This window comes from Pseudomonas sp. zfem003 (assembly GCF_032621675.1).
Taxonomy (GTDB): Bacteria; Pseudomonadota; Gammaproteobacteria; order Pseudomonadales; family Pseudomonadaceae; genus Metapseudomonas; species Metapseudomonas otitidis.
Window position 1 is genome coordinate 25,926 of the sequence record NZ_JAVYJG010000004.1, and the last position, 25,836, is coordinate 51,761.

The 25,836-nt window shown below is 69.3% G+C and carries 29 protein-coding genes; 19 read left to right on the forward strand and 10 right to left on the reverse strand.

Translation table 11 applies throughout. From position 1 onward, the window contains the following. Position 1: 1 nt before the first annotated feature. The 19 genes from flgC (at position 2) to RTK35_RS09225 (ending at position 16,549) form a co-directional block, all read left to right on the forward strand. Complete coding sequence (gene flgC, locus RTK35_RS09135) at positions 2 to 430, forward strand: flagellar basal body rod protein FlgC (protein WP_044407022.1); 429 nt, start codon at positions 2 to 4, stop codon at positions 428 to 430. After that, positions 430 to 1,089 (forward strand): flagellar hook capping FlgD N-terminal domain-containing protein, encoded by a 660-nt coding sequence (locus RTK35_RS09140; RefSeq protein WP_160482095.1) that lies wholly within the window; start codon positions 430 to 432, stop codon positions 1,087 to 1,089. The genes flgC and RTK35_RS09140 overlap by 1 nt, the downstream gene beginning before the upstream one ends. 20 nt (positions 1,090 to 1,109) lie before the next feature. Beyond that, positions 1,110 to 2,294 (forward strand): flagellar hook protein FlgE, encoded by a 1,185-nt coding sequence (flgE, locus tag RTK35_RS09145; protein WP_316907829.1) that lies wholly within the window; start codon positions 1,110 to 1,112, stop codon positions 2,292 to 2,294. A 10-nt stretch (positions 2,295 to 2,304) separates the two neighbouring features. Next, positions 2,305 to 3,036 carry a flagellar basal body rod protein FlgF gene (locus tag RTK35_RS09150; RefSeq protein WP_316907830.1) on the forward strand — a complete coding sequence of 244 codons (732 nt, stop codon included), beginning with the start codon at positions 2,305 to 2,307 and terminating at the stop codon, positions 3,034 to 3,036. Between the two features lie 31 nt (positions 3,037 to 3,067). Next, positions 3,068 to 3,853 carry a flagellar basal-body rod protein FlgG gene (gene flgG / locus RTK35_RS09155; protein WP_044407011.1) on the forward strand — a complete coding sequence of 262 codons (786 nt, stop codon included), beginning with the start codon at positions 3,068 to 3,070 and terminating at the stop codon, positions 3,851 to 3,853. Positions 3,854 to 3,861: 8 nt separating this feature from the next. Next, a complete protein-coding gene (gene flgH / locus RTK35_RS09160; RefSeq protein ID WP_074968064.1) occupies positions 3,862 to 4,533 on the forward strand; it encodes a flagellar basal body L-ring protein FlgH in 672 nt (223 codons plus the stop codon). A 12-nt stretch (positions 4,534 to 4,545) separates the two neighbouring features. After that, the gene (locus RTK35_RS09165) at positions 4,546 to 5,649 is read left to right on the forward strand and encodes a flagellar basal body P-ring protein FlgI (RefSeq protein ID WP_182850302.1); all 1,104 of its coding nucleotides are present in this window, start codon (positions 4,546 to 4,548) and stop codon (positions 5,647 to 5,649) included. Positions 5,650 to 5,658: 9 nt separating this feature from the next. Continuing rightward, the gene (locus RTK35_RS09170; RefSeq protein WP_316907832.1) at positions 5,659 to 6,633 is read left to right on the forward strand and encodes a transglycosylase SLT domain-containing protein; all 975 of its coding nucleotides are present in this window, start codon (positions 5,659 to 5,661) and stop codon (positions 6,631 to 6,633) included. Further along, entirely contained in the window at positions 6,630 to 7,994 is a 1,365-nt protein-coding gene (flgK, locus tag RTK35_RS09175) for a flagellar hook-associated protein FlgK (RefSeq protein WP_316907833.1), read from the forward strand. Before RTK35_RS09170 ends, flgK begins: the two co-directional genes overlap by 4 nt. 10 nt (positions 7,995 to 8,004) lie before the next feature. Then, the gene (gene flgL / locus RTK35_RS09180; RefSeq protein WP_316907834.1) at positions 8,005 to 8,919 is read left to right on the forward strand and encodes a flagellar hook-associated protein FlgL; all 915 of its coding nucleotides are present in this window, start codon (positions 8,005 to 8,007) and stop codon (positions 8,917 to 8,919) included. A 13-nt stretch (positions 8,920 to 8,932) separates the two neighbouring features. Beyond that, positions 8,933 to 9,973: a hypothetical protein gene (locus RTK35_RS09185; protein WP_316907835.1), complete on the forward strand. Its 1,041-nt coding sequence runs from the start codon at positions 8,933 to 8,935 to the stop codon at positions 9,971 to 9,973. Between the two features lie 417 nt (positions 9,974 to 10,390). Beyond that, positions 10,391 to 11,716 (forward strand): flagellar filament capping protein FliD, encoded by a 1,326-nt coding sequence (gene fliD / locus RTK35_RS09190; protein WP_316907836.1) that lies wholly within the window; start codon positions 10,391 to 10,393, stop codon positions 11,714 to 11,716. Next, positions 11,713 to 12,111, forward strand: coding sequence for a flagellar export chaperone FliS (gene fliS / locus RTK35_RS09195; protein ID WP_316907837.1), 399 nt, complete (start codon positions 11,713 to 11,715; stop codon positions 12,109 to 12,111). The genes fliD and fliS overlap by 4 nt, the downstream gene beginning before the upstream one ends. Then, positions 12,095 to 12,409, forward strand: a complete 315-nt coding sequence (locus RTK35_RS09200; RefSeq protein WP_160483280.1) for a hypothetical protein — start codon at positions 12,095 to 12,097, stop codon at positions 12,407 to 12,409. The genes fliS and RTK35_RS09200 overlap by 17 nt, the downstream gene beginning before the upstream one ends. Positions 12,410 to 12,412: 3 nt before the next feature. After that, complete coding sequence (locus RTK35_RS09205; RefSeq protein ID WP_316907838.1) at positions 12,413 to 13,402, forward strand: flagellar hook-length control protein FliK; 990 nt, start codon at positions 12,413 to 12,415, stop codon at positions 13,400 to 13,402. Between the two features lie 18 nt (positions 13,403 to 13,420). Further along, complete coding sequence (locus RTK35_RS09210) at positions 13,421 to 13,894, forward strand: flagellar basal body-associated FliL family protein (RefSeq protein ID WP_107331272.1); 474 nt, start codon at positions 13,421 to 13,423, stop codon at positions 13,892 to 13,894. Between the two features lie 10 nt (positions 13,895 to 13,904). Further along, positions 13,905 to 14,639 carry a FliA/WhiG family RNA polymerase sigma factor gene (locus RTK35_RS09215; RefSeq protein ID WP_074967963.1) on the forward strand — a complete coding sequence of 245 codons (735 nt, stop codon included), beginning with the start codon at positions 13,905 to 13,907 and terminating at the stop codon, positions 14,637 to 14,639. A 9-nt stretch (positions 14,640 to 14,648) separates the two neighbouring features. Further along, positions 14,649 to 15,521: a flagellar motor stator protein MotA gene (gene motA / locus RTK35_RS09220; protein WP_044406983.1), complete on the forward strand. Its 873-nt coding sequence runs from the start codon at positions 14,649 to 14,651 to the stop codon at positions 15,519 to 15,521. Further along, the gene (locus RTK35_RS09225) at positions 15,518 to 16,549 is read left to right on the forward strand and encodes an OmpA family protein (RefSeq protein WP_316907839.1); all 1,032 of its coding nucleotides are present in this window, start codon (positions 15,518 to 15,520) and stop codon (positions 16,547 to 16,549) included. The genes motA and RTK35_RS09225 overlap by 4 nt, the downstream gene beginning before the upstream one ends. Here RTK35_RS09225 and RTK35_RS09230 read toward each other — a convergent pair. The 10 genes from RTK35_RS09230 to RTK35_RS09275 all read right to left on the reverse strand — a co-directional run bounded on the left by RTK35_RS09230 (position 16,486) and on the right by RTK35_RS09275 (position 25,687). After that, positions 16,486 to 16,992, reverse strand: coding sequence for a hypothetical protein (locus RTK35_RS09230; protein ID WP_160483282.1), 507 nt, complete (start codon positions 16,990 to 16,992; stop codon positions 16,486 to 16,488). The two genes, RTK35_RS09225 and RTK35_RS09230, sit on opposite strands and share 64 nt — an antisense overlap. Then, complete coding sequence (locus tag RTK35_RS09235; protein WP_316907840.1) at positions 16,989 to 17,864, reverse strand: transcriptional regulator; 876 nt, start codon at positions 17,862 to 17,864, stop codon at positions 16,989 to 16,991. Before RTK35_RS09235 ends, RTK35_RS09230 begins: the two co-directional genes overlap by 4 nt. Positions 17,865 to 18,481: 617 nt before the next feature. Then, positions 18,482 to 19,324, reverse strand: a complete 843-nt coding sequence (gene lafA, locus RTK35_RS09240; protein ID WP_316907841.1) for a lateral flagellin LafA — start codon at positions 19,322 to 19,324, stop codon at positions 18,482 to 18,484. A 108-nt stretch (positions 19,325 to 19,432) separates the two neighbouring features. Then, the gene (locus tag RTK35_RS09245) at positions 19,433 to 21,529 is read right to left on the reverse strand and encodes a flagellar biosynthesis protein FlhA (RefSeq protein WP_253123047.1); all 2,097 of its coding nucleotides are present in this window, start codon (positions 21,527 to 21,529) and stop codon (positions 19,433 to 19,435) included. Between the two features lie 3 nt (positions 21,530 to 21,532). After that, a complete protein-coding gene (locus RTK35_RS09250) occupies positions 21,533 to 22,663 on the reverse strand; it encodes a flagellar type III secretion system protein FlhB (protein WP_316907842.1) in 1,131 nt (376 codons plus the stop codon). Then, positions 22,656 to 23,453 carry a flagellar biosynthetic protein FliR gene (gene fliR, locus RTK35_RS09255; RefSeq protein ID WP_107331397.1) on the reverse strand — a complete coding sequence of 266 codons (798 nt, stop codon included), beginning with the start codon at positions 23,451 to 23,453 and terminating at the stop codon, positions 22,656 to 22,658. Before fliR ends, RTK35_RS09250 begins: the two co-directional genes overlap by 8 nt. A gap of 2 nt (positions 23,454 to 23,455) precedes the next feature. After that, positions 23,456 to 23,728, reverse strand: coding sequence for a flagellar biosynthetic protein FliQ (locus RTK35_RS09260; RefSeq protein ID WP_044399931.1), 273 nt, complete (start codon positions 23,726 to 23,728; stop codon positions 23,456 to 23,458). A gap of 17 nt (positions 23,729 to 23,745) precedes the next feature. Continuing rightward, complete coding sequence (gene fliP / locus RTK35_RS09265; RefSeq protein WP_044399928.1) at positions 23,746 to 24,492, reverse strand: flagellar type III secretion system pore protein FliP; 747 nt, start codon at positions 24,490 to 24,492, stop codon at positions 23,746 to 23,748. Then, positions 24,489 to 24,851, reverse strand: a complete 363-nt coding sequence (locus tag RTK35_RS09270; protein ID WP_044399925.1) for a FliM/FliN family flagellar motor switch protein — start codon at positions 24,849 to 24,851, stop codon at positions 24,489 to 24,491. The genes fliP and RTK35_RS09270 overlap by 4 nt, the downstream gene beginning before the upstream one ends. Beyond that, positions 24,848 to 25,687: a FliM/FliN family flagellar motor switch protein gene (locus RTK35_RS09275; RefSeq protein WP_160483202.1), complete on the reverse strand. Its 840-nt coding sequence runs from the start codon at positions 25,685 to 25,687 to the stop codon at positions 24,848 to 24,850. Before RTK35_RS09275 ends, RTK35_RS09270 begins: the two co-directional genes overlap by 4 nt. Positions 25,688 to 25,836 lie beyond the last annotated feature (149 nt).

Consider the following 25,836-nt stretch of genomic DNA (forward strand, 5'->3'; position numbering starts at 1 on the left):
CATGTCCTTCGACGCCATCTACCGCATCGCCGGCTCGGCCATGAACGCCCAGACCGTGCGCCTCAACACCATCGCCAGCAACCTGGCCAACGTCGAATCCGCTGCTGGCAGCCGCGAGGCCGTGTACCGGCCGCGCAAGCCGCTGTTCGCCGCCATCTACGAGAACGGCGAGCTGTCCCGCCCGGCGGGCCTGGGCGGTGCCCGGGTGCAGGTGCTGGACGTGATCGCCAGCCAGGCCGAGCCGCGCCGGCGCTACGAGCCGGGCAGCCCGCTGGCCGACCGCGACGGCTACGTGTTCTACCCGGACGTGAACCCCATCGAGGAGATGACCGACATGCTCTCCGCCTCGCGCGGCTTCGAGACCAACGTCGAGGTCCTCAACCGCGTCAAGAGCATGCAGCAAGGCCTGTTGCGCCTGGGAGAAGCCTGATGAACCGCATCGACAACGAAACCGCCAGCCGTACCCCGGCCGGTCGCGAGGTGCAGGCCAACCCGGCCTTCGACCTGCGCGACGTGGCCCAGATGGAGAACACCTTCATCACCCTCATGAGCGCGCAGATCCAGAACCAGGACCCGACCAACCCCGCCGACAGCAGCCAGTACATCAACCAGTACGCCAACCTCGCCCAGGTGCGCAGCATGGCCAACCTGACCCGGGTCGCCCAGGGCAGCCTGGTGCTGGTGGACAACCTGCAGACCCTCACCGCCGCCGGGCTGGTGGGCCAGCAGGTCAAGGTCGCCAGCGACAGCGTGACCCTCGCCGGCCGCGTGATCGAAGGCGAAATACGCCTCACATCCCCCTCGGGCAGCACCCAGCTGGAGCTGGTCAGCGAGAGCGGCCGGCGCACCACGCTGCAGCTCGGCCCCCAGCAGCCCGGCCGCGTGCCCGTGCGCATCGACCCCGCCGCCCTCGGCCTGCCCGAGGGCCGCTACCGCCTGGAGGTGCGCACCGACAGCGGCGAGATGCCGCCGGTGGAGCTGGCCGGCCGCGTGGTGCAGGTCCGCACCAGCGCCACCGGACCAGTGCTGGAGGTGGCGGGCCTTGGCCAAGTGCCCTTCTACAACGTCGTCGAATTCGGCGGCGCCTGATCGTCCCTGTGAGGTAGACCATGAGCTTCAACATCGCCCTGACCGGGCTGAATGCGGTGAACCAGCACCTGAACGCCGTCAGCCACAACATCGCCAACTCCGCCACCACCGGCTTCAAGTCCTCCCGCGCCGAGTTCGCCAGCCTGTATTCCTCCGGCCAACCCATGGGCGTGGAGGTGCAGGCGGTGACCCAGAGCATCAGCCTGCGCGGCTCCATCAACGCCAGTGGCCGTGACCTGGACCTTGCCATCGGCGGGGGCGGCTTCTTCATCACCCGCAGCGCCGGTGGCGAGACCCGCTACACCCGCGCCGGCATGTTCGGTACCGACGAGCAGGGCTACCTGACGGCGGGCAGTGGCCGGCTGCAGGGCTACCCGGTGGATGCGGCCGGCGTGCTGCAGGCGGGTGTGCTCGGTGACCTGCAGCAGAAGACCGGCAACCTGCCGGCCCAGGCCAGCAACCGGGTGGACTTCGCCGCCAACCTCGACGCCAACGCCACCCCGCCCAAGGTCACCCCCTTCGACCCGAGCAACCCGGATACCTACACCTGCACCCAGACCACGCCGGTGTATGACTCCCAGGGGAAAAAGCACAGCCTCACGCAGTACTTCATCAACACCGGCAGCAACCAGTGGGACGTGCGCTATTTCATCGACGGTGCCGGTGTTGGTCCCGCCCAGCCCCTGAGCTTCAGCACCAGCGGCACCCTGGCCGCCCCCGTGGGGCCGGTGACCATCACCCACCCACTGCCCGGCGTCGAGCCGCTGAACCTGGCCCTCAGCTACGCCGGTTCCACCCAGTACGGCTCGCCCTTCGTCATCGGCACCAACCGTGCCAACGGCTATGCCACCGGCGAGCGCACCGGCATGGCGGTGGAGAAGGATGGACGCCTCTACGCCACCTTCAGCAACGGCCAGCGCCTGCTGGAAGGCCAACTGGTGCTGGCGGGCTTCACCAACCCCGGCGGGCTGGCCAACCAGAACGGCACCAGTTGGAGCGAGACCAGCGCCTCCGGCACGCCGCTGCTGGGCACGCCCAACAGCGGCCAGTTCGGCCCCGTTAGCAGCAAGGCCTTGGAGGGCTCCAACGTCGACCTCACCCGCGAGCTGGTGGGGCTGATGGAAGGGCAGCGCAACTACCAGGCCAACACCAAGGTGGTGAGCACCAACAAGGAACTCATCCAGGCGCTGTTCGCCGCCGTCTGAGGAATACGCCATGGACCGACTGGGCTACACCGCCATGACCGCCGCGTACCGCACCCAGGCCGCCCTGGACGTACGCGCCAACAACCTCGCCAACGTCAGCACCCCGGGGTTCCGCGCCGACCTGGAGCGGGCCGAGGCCGTGGAGGTGCCGGGCACCGGTTACGCCAGCCGCCACCTCGCCCGGCTGCAGCCGAGCGGCCTCGACCTCAACCCCGGCCCGCTGATGGCCACCGGGCGCGACCTGGACCTGGCCATCCGCGGCCCCGGCCTGATCGCCGTGCAACTGGAGGACGGCCGCGAGGCCTACACCCGCCAGGGCAGCCTGGCCGTGGACGCCGAAGGCCGCCTGAGCCTCGGCGGCCGGCCGGTGCTGGGGGACGGCGGCCCGCTGCAGCTGCCCCCCTACGACCGGCTGTCCATCGGCAGCGACGGCACCGTCTCGATCCAGCCGCGCGGCGACTACCTGATGGCCGAGGTCGGCCGCATCAAGCGTGTCGACATCCCCGCCGCCGGCCTGCGCAAGGACGCCACCGGCTTGCTGGTGACCGTCGACGGCACCCCGGCCGCCGACAGCGAGACGGTGCAACTGGCTGCCGGCTACCTGGAGGGCAGCAACGTCTCGGCCATCGAACAGCTCACCGGCACCCTCGGCCTCAGCCGCCTGTTCGAGACCCAGGTGAAGCTGCTCAAGGCCGCCGACGAGCTCGCCGCCAACGGCAACCGCATGATCCGCGGCGCCTGAGCGCGCCGCCCCCACACCAAGGAGAACCCCCATGAGTTCCGCCCTCTGGGTCAGCAAGACCGGGCTCGCCGCCCAGGACACCGCCCTGGCGGCGGTGGCCAACAACCTGGCCAACGTCAACACCGTCGGCTTCAAGAGCGACCGCGTGGTCTTCGAGGACCTGTTCTACGCCATCGAACTGCCCCCCGGCGCCCAGGCCGACCAGGTCAACACCGTGCCCTCGGGCATCCAGCTCGGCAGCGGGGTGCGCGTGGCCGGCACGCAGAAGGTGTTCACCGAAGGCAACATGCAGCCCACCGGCCAGCCGATGGACCTGGCCATCGTCGGGCCCGGCTTCTTCCAGGTGGAGTCGCCCAACGGCGAGACCTGGTACACCGAGAACGGCCAATTGCAGCTCAACGGCGAGGGCATGCTGGTGACCGCCCAGGGCCTGCCGCTGCTGCCGGCCATCCAGGTGCCCGCCGGGGCCACCCAGTTTACCGTCAGCCGCGACGGCCTGGTCACCGCCGTGCTCCCCGGGGCCGCCCAGCCCAGCGAGCTGGGGCAGATCATGCTCGCCAACTTCACCAACCCCGGCGGCCTGGAGGCCCTGGGCGGCAACCTCTACAAGGAAACGGTGGCCAGCGGCGAGGCGGTGGAGGGCGTGGCCGGCCAGGAGGGCCTTGGCGACATCAAGCAGAAGGTGCTCGAAGGCTCCAACGTGCAGGTGGTGGAGGCCATGGTCAGCATGATCGCCATCCAGCGTGCCTACGAGGCCAACGCCAAGGTGCTGGACGCCGCCTCCGGCATGCAGCAGTTCCTGAACCAGACCGTATGAGCACCGTGATGCGCGTCCTGCTGTTGTTGCTGCTGCTGATCGCGACGCTGGTCTCGGGCGGCTGCCAGAGCGCCCGCGAGCTGCTGCCCGACGAGGACTCCTCCGCCTTCCAGCCCCCGGAGCTGGACTACGCCCGGCAGCCGGCCACCTCCGGCGGGCTGTTCCGGTCCGGCTACGGCGGCTCGCTGCTGCGCGACAAGCGCGCCATCGGCGTCGGCGACATCGTCACCGTGGTGCTGGACGAGTCCACCCAGTCCAGCAAGAGCGCGGGCACCAGCTTCGACAAGAGTTCCTCGCTGAACATCCCCCTGCCGACCCTGCGCAACCGGCCCTACAACCGGCTGAACAACCAGGCCAGTGCCGAGCGCGACTTCTCCGGCTCGGCCAAGAGTTCCCAGCAGAACACCCTGCGCGGCGCCATCGCCGTGACCGTGCACCGGGTGCTGCCGGGCGGGGTGCTGCTGGTCAGGGGCGAGAAGGCCCTGCGGCTCAACCAGGGTGACGAGTACATCCGCCTCACCGGCCTGGTGCGCATCGACGACATCGACCGCGACAACCGTGTGTCCTCCCAGCAGGTGGCCAACGCGCGGATCTCCTACGCCGGGCGCGGCGTGCTCAACGACAGCAACAGCGCCGGCTGGCTGACCCGCTTCTTCACCTCCCCCCTGTTCCCCCTCTAACGGAGTGCCCCCATGCGCATCCCCGCCACCCTGTTGCTCGGCCTGCTCGGGCTCGCCTGGCAACCCGCCAGCCTCGGTGTCCCGCTGATGGACCTGGTGGACGTCGAAGGCGTCCGCGACAACCAGCTGCTCGGCTACGGCCTGGTGGTGGGGCTCGACGGCACCGGCGACAAGAACCAGGTGAAGTTCACCAACCAGTCGGTGGCCAACATGGTCAAGCAGTTCGGCGTCAACCTGCCGCCGGGCACCGACCCCAAGCTGAAGAACGCCGCTGCGGTGATGGTCACCGCCAGCGTGCCGCCCGGCTACGGGCCGGGGCAGACCCTGGACGTGACCGTGTCGTCCCTGGGGGATGCCAAGAGCCTGCGCGGCGGGCTGCTGCTGATGACGCCGCTGCAGGGCATCGACGGCGAGGTCTACGCCGTGGCCCAGGGCAACCTGCTGGTGGGCGGCGTCAAGGCCGAAGGCCAGAGCGGCTCCAGCGTTACCCTCAACAGCCCCACCTCCGGGCTGATCCCCAATGGCGCCAGCCTGGAGCGCAGCATCCCCAGCGACTTCGCCGAGCGCCCCGAGGTGCTGCTGAGCCTGCGCGAGCCCGGCTTCCAGAGCGTCAACCGGGTGGTGGAGTCGCTCAACCAGACGTTCGGCGACAACACCGCCAGCGCCCTGTCCTCGGCGCGGGTGGCCGTGCGTGCGCCGGTATCCGCCAGCGCCCGGATGGCTTTCATGGCCCAGCTCGAAGCGCTGGAGGTGGACCCCGGACGCATCCGGCCCAAGGTGGTCTTCAACAGCCGCACCGGTACCGTGGTGGTGGGGCAGGGTGTGCGGGTCAAGGCCGCCGCCGTGGCCCATGGCACCCTCAGCGTCACCATTACCGAGAACCCCCAGGTCAGCCAGCCGGCACCGCTCTCCGGCGGGCGGACCACGGTCACCCCCAACTCCGAGGTGGGTGTGGAGCAGCAGACCAATCCGATGTTCCAGTGGCCCGAAGGCACGAGCCTGGAAAGCATCATCGACACCGTCAACCGCCTGGGCGCCACACCCGACGACATCATGTCCATCCTCCAGGCGCTGCAGCGCGCGGGGGCCCTGAACGCCGAGCTGGTAGTGATCTGAGGAGGCCCCATGGCATCGACCCTTCCCCCTTCGCTGGCGCTGCGGGCCGGCCGGGACCTGAACCCGGCCCGTGCACCGCGCAGCCAACTGCAGGCCGCCTCGGAGGACTTCGAGGCGCTGTTCCTCCAGCAACTGCTCAAGGAGATGCGCAAGGCCGGCGATGTGCTGTCCGAAGGCAGCCCCCTGCGCAGCCGTCAACTCGACACCCTGCGCGACCTGCATGACGAGGCCCTGGCCCGGCACCTGGCCGGCAGCGGCCAGGCCGGTATCGCCGGGCTGCTGGTCAGCCAGCTCGGCGGCGAGCCGCCCGAGCCTGGCGCGGTGCCTGCTGCACCGGCCGGGCACCTGCCGCCCCCCATGCCGACCCCGGCGCAACCTGCCCGCAGCCGGGCCATGGGCACCTGGCTGGCGGGGGCCGCCGGGCTCGCCGCCAGCGCTGCCACGCCGCTGTCGACCCTGGCCCGGGGCAGCGCAGGGCTCCGCGCACTGGTGGGCAGCGTGGTCCGCCACGAGTCCGCCGGCGACGCGCGAGCGGTCTCGGCCAAGGGCGCCCTGGGCCTGATGCAGCTGATGCCGGACACCGCCCGGGACATGGCCCAGGCCCTGGGGCTGCCGTTCGACCCGCAGCGCCTGCTGGACGACCCCGGCTACAACCTGCGCCTGGGGCGCGCCTACCTGGAGCAGTTGCTGGCGCGCTACGACCAGCAGCCGGCCCTGGCCCTGGCCGCCTACAACGCCGGGCCCGGCCGGGTGGACGAGTGGCTGCAGCGCTTCGGCGACCCGCGCCTGGGCGAGGTGTCCACCGAGGCCTGGGTGGAGTCCATCCCCTTCGCCGAGACCCGCGCCTACACCCGCAGCATCCTCCGCGACCTTAACGGCCCGAGCCGGCCGGTCGCCCCTTCTCCCGTAAGGGGCAATCCGCCGGCCCACTCGGCGGCCTTCGCCCCTGGCATCCGAACCGGGCACGAGGAGAACGACGCGTGAGCCTGATCAGCCAGATCGCCCTGACCGGCCTGCAGGCGAGCCAGATCGCCCTGGCCGCCACGGCGCAGAACACCGCCAACCGCAACACCGCCGGCTACAGCCGCCTGGACCCGGTGCTGCAGTCGCGGGTCGGGCAGGGCACCTCTCCAGGTGCCGGCGTCGACGTGGCCGCCATCCGCCGCATTGCCGATGCCTTCCAGAATCGCCAGCTGTGGCGCGCTGGTGCCGAGCAGCAGCTGCAGGCGGGCGCACGGCCTTACTTCCAGGCCGTGGAAAGCCTCCTGGCAGGCGAGGGCTCCAACATCAGCAAGGGCCTCGACCAGTTCTTCGCCGCCGTCAGCGAGGCCAGCGCCACCCCGTCGTCCCAGGCCCTGCGCCAGCAGTTGCTGACCGAGGCGGGCAACCTCGCGCAGCGCTTCAACAGCCTTTCCAACGGGCTCCAGGCCCAGCTCGACGGTCTGGCTGCCCAGCGCGAGGCAGTGGTGGTGGACATCAACGCGCTCACCGCCAACCTGGCCCTGATGAATCGCCGCATCACCGAGGCGAAGGCCGTGGGCGGCGACATCGCCACCCTGCAGGACCACCGCGACGAGATGGTCAAGGCGCTCGGCCAGCATGTACGCCTGCAGGTCCGCGAGAGCGCCGAGGGTGCCTACGACATCGCCCTGGACAGCGGCCAGCCGCTGGTGATCGGCGGCACCCCCAGCCGGTTGGAGGTGGTGCGCGACGGTGGTGGCCGCCAGCGCATCGAACTGCAGTTCGCCACCACCCGTGCCGGCCTCTCTCCCAATGGCCTGGGCGGCACCCTGGGGGCGCTGCAGACCAGCGAAACGCAGCTGTTGCGGCCCAAGCAGGCGCTGCTGCGGGAAATGGCCGGAGCCTTCGCCAGCCGCGTCAACGACGTGCTCACCACCGGCTATGACCGCAACGGCGACCCGGGCCAGCCCCTGTTCCGCCACCAGCCGGGCAGCATCAGCCAGCTGCTGGTGCTGACCGGGATCACCCCTGACCAGTTGGCGTTCTCCGACACCCCCGGCGAGGCCGGCAACAACCGCACCCTGCTGGCGCTGTTCGAGGTGCGCCGCCAGCCGGTGCAGCTCGGTGGCTCGTCCACCACCTTCAACGAGGCCTACGCCGGCCTGCTCGGCCAGGTGGCCAGCGCCAGCCGGCAGAACCAGGACGACCTCGCCGCCGCCATCCAGGTCACCCGGCAGGCCCAGGCGCTGCGTGACGGCACCAGCGCGGTCAACGACGACGAGGAGGCCGCCAACCTGATCGCCTACCAGCAGGCCTACCAGGCCAACATGAAGGTGATCGCCACTGCCAACACCCTGTTCGACGCCATGCTGGCGAGCTTCTGAGGAGATCCCCATGCGTGTCACCAATGCCCAGACCCGCGCACTGATGGGCGAAGCGCTCAACCGCAATGGCCTGGAAGTGGGGCGGCTGATGCGGCAGGTCTCCAGCAACCGGCGCATCCTGCAGCCCTCCGACGACCTCATCGCCAGCGTCCGCCTGCTGCGCAACGCACGGGAGGAGGCGGGCCTGGCCCAGTACCGGCTCAACATCGGCAGCGTCTCCTCCAGCCTCGGCGCCCAGGAGACCCAGCTGCGCTCGACCTCGAATGCCTTGCTCAGCATCCGCGACATGCTGCTCTGGGCTCGCAACGGCACCCACTCCGAGCAGGACCTGGGCGCCATCGCCGCGGAGATGAAGACACTGGAAGGTCTGCTGGCCGGCCTGCTCAACAGCCGCGACGAGTCCGGGCGGTACCTGTTCTCCGGCACCCGCATCGACCAGCCGGCCCTGCTGCAGGACCCGGCCACCGGGCGCTACAGCCCCGGCGGCAATGCCGGCGTACGCCAGGCCGTGGTGGGCAGCGGCGTGTTGCTGGACGAGAACGTCACGCTGCTGGCCATGCTCGGTCCCGACCTGCCGGTGCTCAATGGCTTGCACGCGTTGCAGCAGGCCTTCCTCGCCCCCGGCATGCAGAGCGGTGACCCGGCCCTGGTGAAGCAGACCGGTGAGCTGCTGGATGTGCTCGACCGCAGCCTCGACGGCGTGCTCGCCGCCATCACCGAGCTGGGAGGGCGGCAGGGAACCCTGGACCTGCTCACCCAGGCCAACGAGGACCGCTCGCTGGTCAACCAGCGGCTCGAGTATGACCTTTCCCACCTGGACTACCCCAGCGCCACGCTTGACCTGGAGAACTACAAGCTGTCGATCAAGGCCAGCCAGAAGACCTACCTGGCGATCCAGGACCTGTCCCTGTTCAACCTGCTCTGACCGAGGCCGAACCATGAAGGTCGACCCCACCGCACTCTCACCCACCACATTGCCGCCCCCCCGTGAGCGGCAGCAGACGCCGGCAGCCCAGCCCACCAGCGCCCCGTCGCGCACGGTGGCGCCCGACCGTTCGACGCCGCGCAGCCCGGCCCAGCGCTCGCCCGGCAAACCGTCCAGCTTCAACCTGCAGCTCAACCAGCAACTGAGCCAGATGCAGGCCGCTGACCAGTACCTGGGCGAGCTGGCCGGACGCCTCGACCACCTCAAGCTCAACCTCGGCCGCGAACTGGCCGCCTCGCGCCCCGCCGACCGCGAAACCCTGCGCCAGGCCACCCGCGAGGTGAATGCCCTGCTGCAGCAACGCGGTGCGCGCACCGCGCAGTCCCTGGACGCCGACCTGCGGCTGCGCCTTGGCGAGCCCGTGCGCAGCCGCTTCCGCCTGGAGGGGCTGGACTCCCTGGAGGCCATCCGCGCCGCTGGCCGCGAAACCCTGGTGTTCAGCTTCACCCGTCAGCCGGGCGAAGCCCTGGCCGTGGCCCTGGATGAAGGGCTGGCCCCGGAACAGGTGCTGCGCCGCTTCAATCAGGGCCTCGGCGCCGCCGGCCTGCGCGCCGAGCTGGACAGCGACGGCGCCCTGCGCTTCAGCGCCCCCGAAGCCCAGTGGCGCACCCTGCAGGACCAGTTGCAGGTGCAAGGGGAGGGCGGCCTGTTCCCCCGCGAGCGGCGTGGCCTGGCCAGCCGTGAAGAGGGCCTGCAGGCCCTGTCCGAACCCCACGGGCAAAGCCCCCGGGAACTGCGCAGCCTGCTCGACTCCGTGCTCGGCGTGCTGGAGCGCATCGACACCCTGCGCGACCAACTGGCCCAGCGGCAGGAGGACATCCGCGAATTCCTCGCCCAGGCCGACGCCCGGGACGAACGCCAATGGGCCCAGGCCTTCGCCCGCTCCCTGTACGACCTGATGGGCCAGGGCCCGGACGCCTACGGCGCACTCGCCCAGGCCGTGATCGCCCAGGCCCAGCTCTCGCGCTTCACCGTGGTCAGCCTGCTGGCCTGAGGTTGCTCCTTGCCCGCCCCGGTGTCTGAGCCGCTCCGGGTGCGGGCTTTTTTATGCCCCCGCCAGACTCGTCAGCCTGCCCAGCTTCCTCGCCCTCGTTCCTTCTGCATCTGCTGCTTCTGTTCGCGCCGACAGGCGCTGCGTCGTTCTCGTCCATTTGCCAGGGGCGCCTCCGCACGTGCGACTTTGCTGCCGACCTGCTTCCTGGGAGAACCCGTCAGCACGTCCGCCAGTGGTTGGCGGATAGACGCCGAAACAGGAAACAAGCGGAAACCTGCATTCCTCAGGGGACGTGCGCCCGCCTTGCCGAGCTTCCTCCGCAAAAGGCTGAAAGCCCCGTGATCCGTGGCTTTCAGCACTTGGCATCGGCCTTGCTCCGGCGCTGGACACCATTGCCAGTTCCAAGGAGCCATCCCGATGAACATCGATACCGAATACGCCCGCCAGCAGGCCACCCAGCTGGCCACCTTCGAGGTGCAGGCAGCCCGGGCGCGGGCCAATCGCAGTCAGCAGGCCTACCGTGCCCAGGGCGATGCGCTGGCGAACCTCGACAAGGCGCTGCGCACCTTCAGCACGTCGATCCGCGAGTTCAAGAGCGAGACTCGGCCGATCCTGGCCAACGAGGCCGTGTTCAGTCAGGAGGGCCGGGCGACGGCCCAGGTCGGGGCGACTGCCAGCACGGGGCGCTACAGCTTCTTCGTCGAGCGCCTGGCCAGTGCCCACCAGGTGGCCCTGGAAGGGCTGACGGCGGACGGCATCGGCACCCAGGGGGTGCTGACCCTTCAGCAGGCCGGCAAGTCCTACAGCCTGGACCTGGCCAGCGTCGACCGCGACGGTGATGGCCGCAACAGCCCCGAGGAGCTGCAGCAGGCGCTGGCCACGACCCTGGCCGGCAGTGGCATCAGCACGACGCTGGTACGGGCGGACGGCAAGCTGTCCCTGGTGCTCAGTGCGCGGGAGAGCGGTGCCGCCCAGGCGATCAGCCTGTCCCTCCAAGGTGGCTCCGGCCCGCTGGCAGCCGCTGTTGCCAGCCCGCGGACCCTGGCCGAGGCCCGGGACGCCCAGGTCCGCCTGGGGGGCGAGGACGGCCTGTTGCTGACGCAGCCGACCAACCGATTCGACGGTGTGGTGGAGGGGGTTTCGCTGACCTTCACCCAGGCCCACCGCCCGGGGGAAAGCCCGCTGCAGGTCACCGTGCGCCGGGACGAGAAGGGCACCCGCGAGCGCGTGCAAGGCTTCATCGATGCCTTCAATACCTTGCTGGGCAGCTTCGACAGCCTCACCGCGAGCGGCGGAAGCGACGGCAGCGGTCGCGGGCCGCTGGCCGGTGACGCCACCGTGCGCAGCATCGAAAACCGGCTCAATGCCGTGCTGCGCAGCGGCTTCGGGGGGCGCAGCCTGGTGGAGTACGGCGTCAGCGCCGACCGCAACGGCAAGCTCACGCTGGACACCAAGCGCCTTGAGAAGGCCCTGGCCGAGCAACCCGGGGAGCTGGACAAGCTGTTCCGCGAACCCGGGCGCCTGGTGGAAAGCCTGGAGCGCAGCCTCACGCCCTACATCGGCAGCACGGGTCAGCTGAAGAGCCGCCGCGATGCCATCGCCAGCAACATCCGTCGCATGGATGGCGTGTTCGAGAGCCTGCAGCGGCAGTACGACACCTCCTACCAGCGCTACCTGCGCCAGTACACGGCGATGACCCAGGCCCTGGCCTCGATGCAGCAGACCGGGGGGCTGTTCGCATGAACGGGTTCAACCTGGACGACAGCTACGGCGGCTACCGCGCCGTGGACCTGGAGGCCCGCACTGCCGCCGCGGCCCCCTACGAGTTGGTGCTGGTGCTGTTCGACGGCCTGCTGGACGAGCTGGCCCGCGCCCGTGGCCACATCGAGGCGCGCCAGTACCAGCAGAAGGGCCAGTCGCTGGAGAAGTGCCTGAACATCCTCAACGGCCTGTCCAGCGCCCTCGACTACGAGGCCGGCGGCGAGCTGGTACAGGGCCTGGCGCGGCTCTACGACTACTGCATCTATCGCCTCTCCGAGATCAGCGTGTCCCTTTCCCTGGAGGGGCTGGACGAAGTGGTGCGCCTGCTGGGCGTGCTGCGCGAAGGCTGGGAGGGGGTCAATGCCACTCGCCGCTGAACACCGCCGCCTCGCGGCGCTGGCCGATCGCCTGGTGCAGGTGCTCACCGGCCACGAATGGGAGGCCCTCGCGCCCCTGGATGCCCAGATCGCCCGCTGCCTCCATGCACTGCGCCAGCAGGGGCACGTCGGCGTCGCCGATTGCCTGGTGTGCCGCCGCATGCGCCGCCTGCACCAACAGGCCCAGCGGGATTGCCGCGCGGAGCTGCGCCGCCTGGAGCGCCAGCTCAGCCATGACCTGGACGCCGCCGAGGGCCGCCAGGCCTACCTGACCACGGATTGCCAAACCGGAGCCTGACCCATGGACATCAACACCCTGGCGCCGCCCCCCGGCGGGGCGGAGCAAGCCCCCGCCTTGCCGAGCGCCGCCCGTGCTGCCGACGAGAGCTCCGAGGCCGTGGAGGCCTGGGACCCGATCCTGGCGCTGCTCGCCCAGGAGGCGCCACCCCCGATGGCACCCGTCGTGGACGAGGCAGCGGGTAGCGCCCAACCCGCCGAGCTGATCGACCCGACCTCGCTGCTGGCCCTTGCCCAGGGCCAGCGTGACCTGCAGGTAACCCTGCGGGACCCGGTACGCCATGACATGCCGGAGGGGCTGAACGAGCGCCTGGCCTTGCCGCGACAGCGCCCGACCCGGGCAGGGGAGGCCATGCCTGCCCAGACGCTGCTGCCCGAGGGTGAGCCCGTACCCGTTCAGTTGGAGCCAAGCACCCGCGAGCGGCAGGGCTCGGCCCCCGGGCGCCTGCCCGTCGAGGCCAGCCTGCGCGAACCGCTGCTGGAGCTGCCTCGGTTTGCCCCCTCGCCCGGGCGGCCGACCCAGGTGGCCGAGACCACGGCGGAACGACCGCTGGAGCGCACGGTGCACCTGCCCGGCCCCCAGGCGCGCTGGGGCGAGCAGATGCTGCAGGCCCTGCGTGACAGCGTGGAGCTGCAGCTGGGCCAGCGCAGCCAGAGTGCCCGGCTGCGCCTGGACCCGGCCGAGCTGGGCAGCCTGGAGATCGTCCTGCGCCAGGAAGGCGGCCAGCTCAGCGTGCAGATCGCCGCGTCCCAGGGCGACGTCGCGCGCCTGCTGCAGCAGGGCAGCGAGCGCCTGCGCCAGGACCTGGCCGGGCAGCAGGGCCTCCCGGTCAGCGTCTCGGTTTCCACCGAGGGCGGCTCCGGGCAACCGGGCCGCGAGCGGCAGGGGCGCGATGACGGCCCCGCCGTGCTGGCGATCCACGCCAACCCCCTCGACACCCAACGCCAGAGCGCCCGCCACGATGGCCGGGACGACGTGCTGGTAACCGTCTGATTCACCGAGTGAGGTCCCATGTCCACCAACCGCCTGATCCTGCTGATCTTCGTGCTCAACGCCGTGGCCGTCGCCGCCGGCGTTGCGGTCAACCACCTGCTGGTGCAGTCGGCCCTGGCCGCGCTGCCCCTGGGTGGCGAGCCCCGCGAGGAGGCCGAGAAGAAGTCCGAGCCCTCCGTCGAATTCGTCTTCCTGCCGGTGGAGAAAATCATCCTCAGCCTGCCGGGGCGCGAGCGCGAGCACTACTTCGTGCTCGACGTGGTGCTCCAGGGCCCGGCCGGCACCGACAAGAAGAAGCTCGAGCAGGTGGTGCCGATGGTGCGCAGCTCGGTCGCCGCCAACCTCTCCACCCTCCAGGCCGACGAGTTGCGCGCCCTGGGCTTCGAGGCCCTGCGCCAGCGCCTCGAAGAGGGACTCAACGCCGACTTCGCCGCGCGCAATGCCGCCAAGCCCTTCGACAACCTGCTGGTCAGCAAGCTGATCGCCCAATGAGGTCGCCCCCATGCACGCCATTCTTCCGCTCGATACCGACCAACCCGATTTCACCGCCGGCCCGCGCCGGCACTCCGCCGAGGCGGAACAGCGCTGGTTGCTGCAGTACCTGCCGCTGGTCAAGCGCATCGTCCGCCAGCTCTCGCTCCAGGCCAGCCAGGTGATGGACCGCGAGGACATGGAGCAGATCGGCCTGATGGGTCTGCTGGAGGGGCTGCGCCGCTACGGCGAGCCGGATGCGCAGTTCCCGCGCTTCGCCTCCCTGCGCATCCGTGGCGCCATCCTCGACGAACTGCGCCGCCTGGACTGGCGGCCGCGCCAGCTGCGCCAGCAGACCCACCGGGTGCGCGATGCCATCCGCGCCCTGGCCCGGCAACTGGGGCGGGTGCCCCGCGAGGCGGAGATCCTCGCCGCCACCGGGCTGGATTGCGCGGCCTACCAGGAGCACCTGCGCGCCGAGTGCGGCGAGGCCATCGAGAGCCTCGACGTGCTGCTGCAGGAGCAGCACCTGCAGTTCGCCGGCGAGACCCCTGGCCCGGAGGCCCGCGTGTTGCAGGAGCGTCTGCTGAGCCAGGCCCTGGCCCAGCTCAGCGAGCGCGAGCGCCTGGTGCTGACGCTGTACTACCAGCAGGACCTGAGCCTGAAGGAGATCGCCCTGGTGCTCGAAGTCACCGATGCGCGGGTCTGCCAGCTGGTCAAGCAGGCGCTTGGCCGGGCCTGCCAGTTCCTCACCGAAGCCGCCTAGGTCCCGACCATGCAGAAGATCATTGGAAGCCTGATCATCGTGGCCTGTGTTCTCGGTGGCTACGCCATGGCCCACGGCGACATGCGGGTGCTCTGGCAGCCGTCGGAGATGGTGATCATCCTCGGCGCCGCGCTCGGTGCGCTGATCGTCGCCAACCCCAAGGACGTGCTGGTGGAGATGTTCGCCCAGCTGAAGACGGTGTTCACCCAGGGACCTCGCGGCGAGGAGTTCCAGCGCCAGTTGCTGATGCTGCTGTACGAGCTGCTGGAGATGGTCGACGCGGGTGGCCTGAAGGTGCTCGACGAGCACATCGAGGCCCCGGAGCAGAGCGAGCTGTTCGCCCGCTACCCGCTGATCCTGCGGGAGGAGCACCTGATGTTCTTCATTGCCGACAACTTCCGCCTGATGGCCATGGGCAAGATCAGCGCCCACGAGCTGGAGGGCTTCCTCGAACAGGAGCTGGAGGCGATGGAGCACGCGTTGCTGCAGCCCTCCAAGTCCTTGCACAAGGTCGGTGAGGCGATGCCGGGCTTCGGCATCCTCGCCGCGATCATGGGGATCATCATCACCATGGGCAGCATCGGCGGTTCGGTGGCCGACATCGGCAACCACGTCGCTGCTGCCCTGGTGGGCACCTTCCTCGGCATCTTCTTCTGCTACTGCCTGATGGACCCGCTCAGCAACGCCATGGGCCAGCGGGTGAAGACCGAGCTGTCGGCCCTGGAATGCGTGCGCACCACCCTGGTCGCCCATGTCGCCGGCAAGCCCACGCTGCTGGCGGTGGACGCCGGGCGCAAGCTCATCGAGCAGGACGTCAAGCCGCCCTTCAAGCAGCTGGAAACCTGGGTCAACCAGTACGAAGAGGAGCGCAGCAAAGCATGAGCCGCAGCGGCGACAAGGCCCACGGCCATGAAGTGATCATCAAGCGCAAGGGCAAGAAGGGGCATCACGACGAGCATGGTGGGGCCTGGAAGGTGGCCTTCGCCGACTTCACCCTGGCGATGATGGCGCTGTTCATGGTGCTCTGGATCGTCCAGCCCCAGGCGCGCTCCCAGAGCCCCAGCGCCGGGGAGCTGATGCTCAACCCGATAGTGGATGGCGGTGCCGGCGTGTTCGACGGCACCAGCCGGCTGCCGCTGGACCTGGAAGGCCGTCCGGCTTCCCTGGCCCCGCGCCGCGAGCCACCGAAGAAGCCCGAGGACTTCCCGGCGCCCCGGGCCGAGGCTGCTCCTGCCGAACGCAAGGTGGCCGAACGCCGCCCTGAAAACCCAGTGGCGAAGGGCAAGGATGCGTCCAGGTCGCCCCAGCTGTTCCGCACGGTGGAGGACCTGGAGCGCCTGGCGCAGATGATCCGCGACATGGCCGGCGAGGTGGATGCCCTGGCCAACCTGGAGGTGGACGTGGTGCCCCAGGGCCTGCGCATCCTCATCCACGACGACCAGCGCCGGGCCATGTTCGCCCGTGGCAGCGCACGGCTGGAGCCGCACTTCACCGGCCTGCTGCAGGCCCTGGCGAAGGTGTTGGCGGGGGTGGAAAACCGCCTGATCCTCAGCGGTCACACCGATGCGGTGCCCTATCGGCAGTCCGGCTACGACAACTGGAACCTCTCGGGGGACCGGGCCCTGCAGGCGCGCAATGCGCTACTGGGCGGCGGGCTGCCAGCGCAGCGGCTGCTGCAGGTCGCTGCCCAGGCCGACGTCATGCCGGTGCGGCCCGAGGCACCGGAGGATGGCGCCAACCGCCGCATCGAGATCCTGCTGCTGACCGAACACGCGGAGCGGCTCTATCGGGAGCTGTTCGGCGACAGCTATGCCCAGGCGCGTGTCGGCGCCGGAGGCGTGCGCTATCAGGGGCCTGCCAGCCCCTCCACCGAAGTCATGGGGGGCGGGGTGGGCGAGTCCACCCGGTAGGGGCAGATGACCCGATGGGTCTCGATGCCATAGAAACAACCGGCCACGGGCAGCACATGGACACGTGCCCCGGGCTGGGTATGACGCAGCAGGGTATAGGCCAGCTGGCCGTCCACCCCGTGTGTGTCCCCGGCCACGCCACCGTGCTCGACCTTCACTTCGATCGCCCCCAGCCAGTCCACTTCCACCCGCCCGGCCACCACCAGCACGCCGGTGCGGTCCTGCTTGATCGTCGAGTAGAAGCGCCCGTCGTGCAGCATCGAGGTGTGGGTGATCGGCATCACCCGGCCATCGGCCAGCACCGCCTCGCCCTGGACCTTGAAGCAGCCGGTGGCGGGCAGGTTGGGCTGGCGCTGCCAGGCGACCAGCCCGGTGCCGGCGAGCAGGGCCAGTGCCACCAGCGGCACGCCCCGTAACAGGGTGCGGTCGAGACGCCGGATCATTGCAGGCACCTCCGCCACTGCTGGTCGGAGACCCGTCCCACCTGGTCCTGGTGGACCATCAGCCAGTTGGCGCGGCCGTCCGGCTGCAGGCAGATCACCTCATAGAAGTCGGCGCTGCTGTACATCAGCAGGTCCGCCGGGCGACGTGCCACGCGCGCGAGCTGGTCGCGAAAGATCAGGGCATTGCGCTTGAGCTCCGCCAACTGCTGGGCGTTGTCCTCCACCAGGAGGATGTCCAGCTGGCCCAGGCGCAGCGTCTCCGTGGCCATCGCCCGCAACTCCGGCGGCTGGTACACCTGCACCGCACCGATCAGTGACAACCCCAGTACACCGGCGCCCAGTGCCACGGGCAGGCGTTGCCGCCAAAGGCGGAGCGCCGAGCGTGCATGCGCGAAGCGGGGCGGGCGGGGTGGCAACGAGGGGGGCGGGTCTTCCCGTGTCGGCAGGGGGGCAGGGACGGACGCGAGGGGCGCGACCACAGCCACGGTCGGCTCCTCGGCGGGGGCAGGCACAGGCTCGGTTTCGTGGGTGATCTGCAGCAGGTAGCCGGGGTTGAACATGTAGCCCCGGCGCGGCAGCGTCTGGATGATCTCCCGCTGGCGCTCGTCGTGCAGGAGCTGGCGCAGTGTGTAGATCTGCTGGTTGAGGCTGCCCTGGCTCACCACGCGGTCGTGCCAGGCGTATTGCAGCAGCTCGTCCCGGGAGACCACCTCGCCAGGGGACTGCAGCAGGCGCTCCAGCACCTTGCTGCCGGAGAACCCCAGTTCGATCCGCTCCTCCTGGTCGGCCTGGATCAACGAAAGCTGAAAACGCAGCGGATGGAAGCGGACCTGGCAGTCCGTACGACCGGTTCGCAAGTAGATGCAAGACATGTGGCCTCCACTCATTTTCTTGTTCTTTCCATGGGTAAGCAAAATCCGACATCTCGGTCAGAATTTCGGGGAAGGGCCGGGATGCGGGTGCGATTATTGAGGGTGGAGTCAGGTTTTTGGGGGGTGGTGGCGAGTATTGTCTTTGGCGAAATTTCCTATTGTCAGGTCAGCCTTTAAGGCTGCTTCCTCGGAATGCGAGAAGTAGCGGGTATGTGCGGCGAAATTCGCCAACTGGAAAGGTTTCGTGAAGGCTTCGTTGTGGCGGCTGGAGCGTCTTTGCAATGAGGTGCGTCAGGGCGTAATCGCTCTGAATAAGTCCTTTTGACGGGGGAGGGGCGCAGGGAGGAGGACGTTGCATTCAGGACGGAGGGGGGTGAAGCCGGGGAAGACGTGGCTTCTACAGAGTTTGCGATTTTTGTTGTCGGTTTTTTCTCTGGTTTTTGCGGTTGTGCCGGAATCATTCCGTGCCAAGGGTTTGCGTAACCGGGTTCGGCGCGGATGAGGGCATAAACCGTCCAGCAGGCTCATCCGCCGCCAAAGTAAAAAAGACGCCCCGGTTTCCCGAGGCGTAAAGCCAGGCTCTGCTGGACAGCGCAGGCTGGAGGGGGAGGAACCGGTCAGCCGAGCAGCGACATCACCAGGGAGGGCATCTGGCCGGCCTGCTTGAGCATGGAGATGCCGGACTGCATGAGCATGGTGTTCTTGGTCATGTTGGCGCTTTCGGTGGCGATGTCGGCATCGAGGATGCGGCCGCGCGCCAGGTCAGTGTTGTCCTTCATGTTGGCCAGGTTGTTGGCGGTGTGGTTCAGGCGGTTGATGTTGGCGCCGAAGGAGGCACGCATGCTGCCGATGGCGTCCAGGGTGCTGTCCAGGGCAGTGATGCTGGCGGTGGACTTGGTGTTGTCCTCGAGTGTCAGCTTCGACAGCTCTTCGGTCAGGGTTTTCTTCAGGGTGGCCATGTTGGCGCTGACGTCCAGGGTCAGGGTCTCGGCGGCGGTGGCGCCGATCTGGAAGTTGACCGCCTTGGAGAATTTGCCGGCGTCGGAGAACAGGTTGTCGCCGGCGTAGGTGGTGTTGCCGAAGATGTTTTCCACTTCCTTGGCCAATTGGTCGAACTCGGCCTGGATGGAGGTGCGGTCCTTGGCGCTGTTGGTGTCGTTGGCCGACTGGGTGGCCAGGTCCTTCATGCGCTGGACGATGCTGGTGATTTCGTTGAAGGCGCCCTCGGCGGTCTGCAGCAGGGAGATGGCATCGCCGGTGTTGCGGTTGGCGACGCCCATGCCGCGGGTCTGGGCATTGAGGCGGGTGGCGATCTGCAGGCCAGCGGCGTCGTCGGAGGCCGAGTTGATGCGCAGGCCGGTGCCCAGGCGTTGCTGGTTGAGGGCCAGGGTGCTGTTGGTGCGGTTCAGGCTGCTCTGGGTGACCAGCGCGGAATAGTTGGTGTGAATCGACAAAGCCATGGGTACTTCCTCTGCAAGTTGCCTGTGGGGCTGGCTGAACTGCCTGCCTGTGTCTGGAAAGCGACCGGCCCGGGAAGCGCCTTAAACATCGATTTCCAGACGCCTTGCTCAACCCAGGGTGCCCACCACCTTGAGCCCCACGCGCTCGGGAATCTCGTTCTGCGAGAGCACGTGCAGCCCCGGGCTGAACACCCGCGCGTAGCGCGCCAGCAGCGGGCGCAGCTGTGGCATCACGGTGAGGATCGGTGGGTGGCCCTCGCGGCGCAGGCGCTCCTTCACTGCCGGCATGGCGCCTTGCAGCTGGTTGAGCAGGGCCGGTTCCACGGGGATCGCGTCCAGGCTCACCGGCCCGGCCTGCTGCGCCAGGCTCAGGGCGCCGAGCAGGGTGTTCTCCAAGGCCGGATCCAGCAGGAACACCCCCAGCTCGCCGCGCTCCCCGGCGATCTGCGCAACGATGGTGCGGCGCAGCGCGTAGCGCGCATCCGCCGCCAGCAGCAGCGGGTCCTTGGTGCTCTCGCTGCCCTCCAGCAGGGCGGTGGCCAGGGTCACCACGTCGCGCAGGGGCACCTCGTCCTGCAGCAGGTGGCGGCAGGCGCGGTGAATGGGGCCGAGGCCCAGCTGGGCGCGCAGGGTCTCGGCCAGCTTGGGTGCCTCCAGGGCCAGGCGCTGCAGCAGCAATTCCACGTCGTCCAGGCGCAGCAGGTCCGGCAGGTTCTGGCGGATCACCTTGTTCAGGTGGGTGGCGATCACGCTGGCGCAGTCGATCACCTGGTAGCCCAGGTTCAGGGCGCGGGCCTTCTCGGTGGGCTCGATCCACACCACCTGCATGCGGTACGCCGGGTCGGTGGCGAGGATGCCGTCGATCTCGCCGTACAGCTCGGGGGAGGGGATGGCCATCAGCCGGTCGGCGTGGATCTCGGCGGACTCGATGGTCTGGCCGTTGATCTGGATGCTGTACTGCGAAGCCTTCAGCCGCAGGTTGTCGCGGATGCGCACCTCCGGCAGGAGGAAGCCCAGGTGCTCGGACAGCGACTGGCGCACCCCGCGCACCCGCTGCGGCAGCGGCGCGCCGCCGGCCTCGTTGACCAGCCCCACCAGCTTGTAGCCCAGGGACAGCCCCAGGCGCTCGACGCCGGGCAGGTCCTCCCAGCCCAGCGGCGCGTTGTGCGGGCTGTCCATGGCCAGGGCCAGGGCCTCGGTACGCTCCAGGGTGTGTGCCTCTTTCGGGGGCGCGCTGCGTGCCACCCGCCAGGCGACGAAGCCCACCAGCGCGGCGAAGGCCAGGAAGGCCAGGTGCGGCATGCCCGGCACCAGCGCCAGCACCACCAGGATGCCGGCCACCGTGGCCAGCAGCGAAGGCGAGGCCAGCAACTGGCGTTGCACCAGCGCGGTGATGTCGGCGGACTCGTTGACCCGGGTGACGATGATCGCCGCCGCCGTGGACAGCAGCAGCGCCGGGATCTGCGCCACCAGGCCGTCGCCGATGGTCAGCAGGGCGTACTGGCGGAAGGCGTCGCCACCGCTCATGCCGTGCACCAGCATGCCGATGGCGGTGCCGCCGAAGAGGTTGATCAGCAGCACCAGGATGCCGGCGATGGCGTCGCCCCGGACGAATTTCGAGGCCCCGTCCATGGCGCCGTAGAAGTCCGCCTCCTTGGCCACCTCGCGGCGTCGCTCGCGGGCCTGTTCCTGGTTCAGCAGCCCGGCGTTGAGGTCCGCGTCGATGGCCATCTGCTTGCCCGGCAGGGCGTCCAGGGTGAAGCGCGCGGTGACCTCGGAGATGCGCTCGCCCCCTTTGGTGATGACCATGAAGTTGATGATCATCAGGATCACGAACACCACCAGGCCGACGATGAAGTTGCCGCCGATCACCACCTCGCCGAAGGCCTCGATCACCTTGCCCGCCGCGCCGCTGCCGGTGTGGCCGTCCAGCAGCACCACGCGGGTGGAGGCCACGTTCAGTGACAGGCGCAGCAGCGTGGTGACCAGGATCACCGTCGGCAGCAGGGAGAAGTCCAGCGGCCGCTGGGACGAGACGCTGACCATCAGCACCAGGATCGCCAGGCCGATGTTGAAGGTGAACAGCGCGTCCAGCAGCAGCGGCGGCAGCGGCAGGATGATCATCGCCAGCACGCTGAGGATCACCAGCGGGATGCCGATCCGCCCGCTGCGCAGGCTGGCCAGGAAATGGGACAGGGTGGGCATGGGTCAGCCTCGTTTCAACAGGTCGTCGGGAATCGGGAAATGCTGCGGCGGCACCGGCCGCGCGCGGCGGCCTTGGCGCCAGGCGCGCAGTTGCAGGATGTAGTGCAGCACCTGGGCTACCGCCCCATAGAGCGGTGCCGGGATCTGCTGGTTGACCTGGGTGGTGAAGTACAGCGCCCGCGCCAGCGGCGGCGCCTCCAGCACCTCCAGGCCCCGGGCGGTGGCCAGCTGGCGGATGTACAGCGCCGTCTCGTCCACGCCTCGGGCGATCACGTAGGGCGCTCGTGCCCGTTGCGGGTCGTAGCGCAGCGCCACGGCGTAGTGCTCGGGGTTGACGATGACCACGTCGGCCTGGTCGATCACCCGGGTGATTTGGCGCTGGGCCATCTGCCGCTGCAGTTGGCGGATGCGCCCCTTCACTTCGGGGTGGCCTTCCTGCTGCTTGTGCTCTTCCTTGCGCTCCTGGCGGGTCATGCGCTGCTTGCGCAGGAAGAAGAAACGCTGCAGCGGCACGTCCAGCACGGCGAACACCACGAACACCGCCACCAGCGCCAGCGCCGTGTCGCCCATCAGCCGCAGTGCCCCGGTGATGGCCCCCAAGGTGTCGCCGTGCTGCAGCGCCAGCACCTCCGGCAGGCGCAGGGCGAAGGTGAACCAGGCCACTGCGGCCAGCACCGCCATCTTCGCCAGGGACTTGAGCAGCTCCGTCCAGTTCTGCCAGGCCACCAGCCGGCCCAGGCCCTTGATCGGGTTGAGCCGCGAGCCCTGGGGCTGCACGTTGCGCCAGGCGAACATCCAGCCCCCGGCCAGCAGCGAAAGCGGCACCACCAGCAGCGGCACCACCAGCAACGGCAGCAGCACCCCCACCAGGGTGGCGATGGCGCGGCCGGCCAGCGCCTTGAGGTCGTCCGCGCCCTGGTGGCCGGGCGCGGGCAACTGGTGCACCTCGCGGAACAGCTGCTCCAGGCCGTCGAGCATGCCCGGCAGTGCCGAGCGCAGTGCCAGCACCGCCACCAGCAGGGTGGCGCCGGTGGCCAGGTCGCGGGAGCGGGCCACCTGGCCCTCCCGGCGGGACTTGCGCAGCTTGTGCTCGGTGGCCTCCTCGGTGCGGTCCTGGGCGCTGGACTCAGCCATCGCGGGCCTCCAGCAGCAGGTTGCCGAGGCTGTCGAGGGTCGCCCGGGTCAGCTCCAGGTAGTTGCCCGGCAGGCTCGCCAGGGTCAGCGAGAGGCAGGCCAGGCCGATCACCACCGCAGCGGGGAAGCCCAGGGAAAACAGGTTGAGTGCCGGCGAGATGCGGTTGAGCAGGCCGAAGCCGAACTGCACCAGGCTCATGCACACCACCATCGGCAGGGCGATCAGCAGGGCGGCGGCGAACATCCAGCCGAGGCCGCCCAGCAGCGCATCCATGCCGGCGTAGTGCAGGCCGCTGCCCACCGGCCAGTAGAGGAAGCTCTTGTACAGCACGCTGACCACCAGCAGGTGCCCGTCGATGGCCAGGAACAGCAGCATCAGCAGGATGAAGTAGAGCTGGTAGATCGCCGAGCTGGAGGACACGCCGTTCAGCGGGTCGTTGTACACCGCCATGCTCAGCCCCAGCAGGGTCGAGACCAGGTCGCCCACCAGGCTGAACACCGCGAACACCAGTTGCAGGCTCAATCCCAGCAGCACGCCCACGGCGATCTGCTCCAGGGTCGCCAGCACCCCGGGGGCCGACAGCGGCTCCAGCGTCGGTGCAGGCGGTAGCACGCCGCCCAGGGCCCCGGTCAGCACCAGTGCCAGCAGCACCCGGGCGCGCACGCCCAGGGCGCGGTGGCCGAAGCCCGGTGCCGTGGCGAACAGCGCCAGGGTCCGGCACAGCGGCCACCAGTAGCGGGCCAGGCCTTCCAGGGCGGCGGTGGCCTGCAGCAGGGGATCGCCAGCCATGTTCAGCCCACCAGCCGCGCGGCCTGGCGGAAGGACTCGATGAACAGGTCGCCGAGCCGGGTGAGGATCCAGTGCCCGGCCAGCACCAGCATCCCCAGGGTGATGAGCAGGCGCGGCAGGAAGCTGAGCATCTGCTCGTTGATCTGCGTGGCGGCCTGGAAGATGGCCACCACCAGCCCGCCCAGCAGGCTGGGCACCACCAGCACGCAGACGATCAGGGCGATCACCTCCACGGCGTGGGCGATGATGGCGACGGCGGTATCGGGGGTCAGCATGGCGTGCTCCTCGTCCGTCAGTAGGGCTGCACGCTGCCGGCGAGGGTGCCCACCGTCAGCGCCCAGCCATCCACCAGCACGAACACCATCAGCTTGAACGGCAGCGAAACCATCATCGGCGACAGCATCATCATGCCCATCGCCATCAGCACGCTGGCCACCACCAGGTCGATGACCAGGAACGGCACGAAGAGCATGAAGCCGAGCTGGAAGGCGGTCTTCAGCTCGCTGAGCACGAAGGCCGGCAGCAACAGCAGGAAGTCCACCTCCTCGCGGCGCTCCGGCAGGGTCTCCCCGGCCAGCCCGGCGATGGCCTCCAGGGAGGCCTCGTGGGTCTGCGCCAGCATGAAGCGGCCGAGGATGTCGCGGCCCTTGCCAAGGGTTTCCTGCAGGGTCAGCCGGTCCTCCTCGAAGGGCAGGTAGGCCTCGTCGTGCAAGGCCTGCCACACCGGCCGCATCACCAGCAGCGTGAGCACCAGGGCGATGCCCACCAGCACGTTGTTCGGCGGGCTCTGCTGCAGGCCCATGGCCTGGCGGAGGATGGACAGCACGATGATGAAGCGGGTGAAGCAGGTCATCAGCATCAGCATGGCCGGCAGCAGGCCGAGCAGGCTCATGAGGATCAGCACCTGCAGCTTGACGCTGAAGTCCTGCCCGCTGGGGGTGTTCTCCAGGCTGAACAGCGTCAGTTCGCCGCCGGCCGCACCCGCCAGCCCCGGCATCATCGCCAGCACGGCGATCAGGGTGCGCAGCCAGCCGCTCATGCAGTCAGCCCCTGGAGCGGGTTGCCGGCCAGTTCGAGAATGCGCAGGCCGTAGTTGCCGTTCATCACCACCACTTCGGCCTTGGCGAACAGCGCGCCGTTGACCTTCACGTCCAGCGGTTCGCCAGCGAGCTTGTCGAGGATGATCACGCTGCTGGCGTCCACATCCAGCAGCTCGTTCAGGGCCACCTCCACCGAGGCCACCTCCAGGGTGACGTTGACCGGGATCTTGCCGAAGAAGCGCAGGTCCGGCGCGGTGGCGGCGGCGGTCACCGGAGTGACGTCGTCCAGCGGGCCCAGGGCCAGGGCATCGTTCGCCAGCAGGGCGCCGTCGTCGTTGTCGAGCGGGGTGTCGTTCATGCGGATTTCTCGCTTTCCAAGAAGGTGAGGAAGAGGGTGCCCTGGTCATCGAACAGGGCGCCGCGGAACAGCTTCTGGCGGTTGATGCAGACGTCGACCCGCTCCTCCATGCGGATCAGCATCACATCGCCCACCTGCAGCCCCAGCACGTCGGCCAGGGACAGGCGCGCCCGCGCCAGCACGCAGTCCAGGCGCACCGGCAGGTGCTGGATGGCCCGGGCCGGGTCGCCCAGCTGGCGCGTTGTGGTCGGTGCCGAGACCCGGCGGATCAGCTCGTCCGTCCAGGCCGCGTCCAGGTAAAGGCGCAGATCGCCGGGGCGCTGGCTGAGGTGGCTCAGGTAGCGCAGGGTCACGACGTACTCCCAATGCACCTCGGCGTAGCTGTCGTGCTGGCGCTCCAGCGGGCCCGGTGCGTCACCGGCCAGCAGTGCCTGGCCGAGGCGCGACAGCACCTGGCCGCCGATCCGCTCGCGCATGCGCGCCTCCGAGCTGCTTTCCGGCGGCAGTTCCTGGTTGGCCGGCGGCGTGCCGCCGTAGTAGCTCTCCAGCACCTCGCCCAGCAGGCTGCGGTCGATGCCGAAGCCCAACTGGCCGATGGGGGACTGGTAGATGCATTCGGGCGGCGTCTCGACCTGCTCCTCCACCTGCACCTCCTGCAGCTCCAGGTTCAGGCGGTAGTGGCCGAGGAAGTAGTCGCTGACCAGGCGCGGGTAGCGGAAGGCGGTGTCCCGCACGTAACCCGGGATCCGGTGGTAATGCCGACCCAGCTTCTGCGGCTGCAGGGTCGTGATGCATTCGGCAGGCACGTCGTTATGGATTTTTCGGCTTGTGTTCATGGGCATCCTCTGCGGCCGTTCGGGCGCCAGGTTCTTTAGGAAACCTGGCAGAGCGTTGTCGGTCCTTTCGCAGCGGATGCCTGGATCGCAGGTCGCGGCCCGGTTTTATCCGGGCGTTGCAGTAAAGAAGGCTCCTGCATCCGCGTGCG

Bases quoted from the DNA above. Each gene is read 5' to 3' on its own strand.
- RTK35_RS09230 (WP_160483282.1), bottom strand. From the start codon at position 16,992: ATGATCCGGCGTCTCGACCGCACCCTGTTACGGGGCGTGCCGCTGGTG.
- RTK35_RS09185 (WP_316907835.1), top strand. From the start codon at position 8,933: ATGAAGGTCGACCCCACCGCACTCTCACCCACCACATTGCCGCCCCCC.
- RTK35_RS09200 (WP_160483280.1), top strand. From the start codon at position 12,095: ATGCCACTCGCCGCTGAACACCGCCGCCTCGCGGCGCTGGCCGATCGC.
- flgC (WP_044407022.1), top strand. From the start codon at position 2: ATGTCCTTCGACGCCATCTACCGCATCGCCGGCTCGGCCATGAACGCC.
- RTK35_RS09250 (WP_316907842.1), bottom strand. From the start codon at position 22,663: ATGGCTGAGTCCAGCGCCCAGGACCGCACCGAGGAGGCCACCGAGCAC.
- RTK35_RS09225 (WP_316907839.1), top strand. From the start codon at position 15,518: ATGAGCCGCAGCGGCGACAAGGCCCACGGCCATGAAGTGATCATCAAG.
- motA (WP_044406983.1), top strand. From the start codon at position 14,649: ATGCAGAAGATCATTGGAAGCCTGATCATCGTGGCCTGTGTTCTCGGT.
- RTK35_RS09275 (WP_160483202.1), bottom strand. From the start codon at position 25,687: ATGAACACAAGCCGAAAAATCCATAACGACGTGCCTGCCGAATGCATC.
- fliR (WP_107331397.1), bottom strand. From the start codon at position 23,453: ATGGCTGGCGATCCCCTGCTGCAGGCCACCGCCGCCCTGGAAGGCCTG.
- flgL (WP_316907834.1), top strand. From the start codon at position 8,005: ATGCGTGTCACCAATGCCCAGACCCGCGCACTGATGGGCGAAGCGCTC.
- RTK35_RS09205 (WP_316907838.1), top strand. From the start codon at position 12,413: ATGGACATCAACACCCTGGCGCCGCCCCCCGGCGGGGCGGAGCAAGCC.
- lafA (WP_316907841.1), bottom strand. From the start codon at position 19,324: ATGGCTTTGTCGATTCACACCAACTATTCCGCGCTGGTCACCCAGAGC.
- RTK35_RS09140 (WP_160482095.1), top strand. From the start codon at position 430: ATGAACCGCATCGACAACGAAACCGCCAGCCGTACCCCGGCCGGTCGC.
- RTK35_RS09235 (WP_316907840.1), bottom strand. From the start codon at position 17,864: ATGTCTTGCATCTACTTGCGAACCGGTCGTACGGACTGCCAGGTCCGC.
- RTK35_RS09270 (WP_044399925.1), bottom strand. From the start codon at position 24,851: ATGAACGACACCCCGCTCGACAACGACGACGGCGCCCTGCTGGCGAAC.
- RTK35_RS09210 (WP_107331272.1), top strand. From the start codon at position 13,421: ATGTCCACCAACCGCCTGATCCTGCTGATCTTCGTGCTCAACGCCGTG.
- RTK35_RS09150 (WP_316907830.1), top strand. From the start codon at position 2,305: ATGGACCGACTGGGCTACACCGCCATGACCGCCGCGTACCGCACCCAG.
- fliP (WP_044399928.1), bottom strand. From the start codon at position 24,492: ATGAGCGGCTGGCTGCGCACCCTGATCGCCGTGCTGGCGATGATGCCG.
- fliD (WP_316907836.1), top strand. From the start codon at position 10,391: ATGAACATCGATACCGAATACGCCCGCCAGCAGGCCACCCAGCTGGCC.
- RTK35_RS09165 (WP_182850302.1), top strand. From the start codon at position 4,546: ATGCGCATCCCCGCCACCCTGTTGCTCGGCCTGCTCGGGCTCGCCTGG.
- RTK35_RS09170 (WP_316907832.1), top strand. From the start codon at position 5,659: ATGGCATCGACCCTTCCCCCTTCGCTGGCGCTGCGGGCCGGCCGGGAC.
- RTK35_RS09260 (WP_044399931.1), bottom strand. From the start codon at position 23,728: ATGCTGACCCCCGATACCGCCGTCGCCATCATCGCCCACGCCGTGGAG.
- flgE (WP_316907829.1), top strand. From the start codon at position 1,110: ATGAGCTTCAACATCGCCCTGACCGGGCTGAATGCGGTGAACCAGCAC.
- RTK35_RS09245 (WP_253123047.1), bottom strand. From the start codon at position 21,529: ATGCCCACCCTGTCCCATTTCCTGGCCAGCCTGCGCAGCGGGCGGATC.
- flgG (WP_044407011.1), top strand. From the start codon at position 3,068: ATGAGTTCCGCCCTCTGGGTCAGCAAGACCGGGCTCGCCGCCCAGGAC.
- flgH (WP_074968064.1), top strand. From the start codon at position 3,862: ATGCGCGTCCTGCTGTTGTTGCTGCTGCTGATCGCGACGCTGGTCTCG.
- RTK35_RS09215 (WP_074967963.1), top strand. From the start codon at position 13,905: ATGCACGCCATTCTTCCGCTCGATACCGACCAACCCGATTTCACCGCC.
- fliS (WP_316907837.1), top strand. From the start codon at position 11,713: ATGAACGGGTTCAACCTGGACGACAGCTACGGCGGCTACCGCGCCGTG.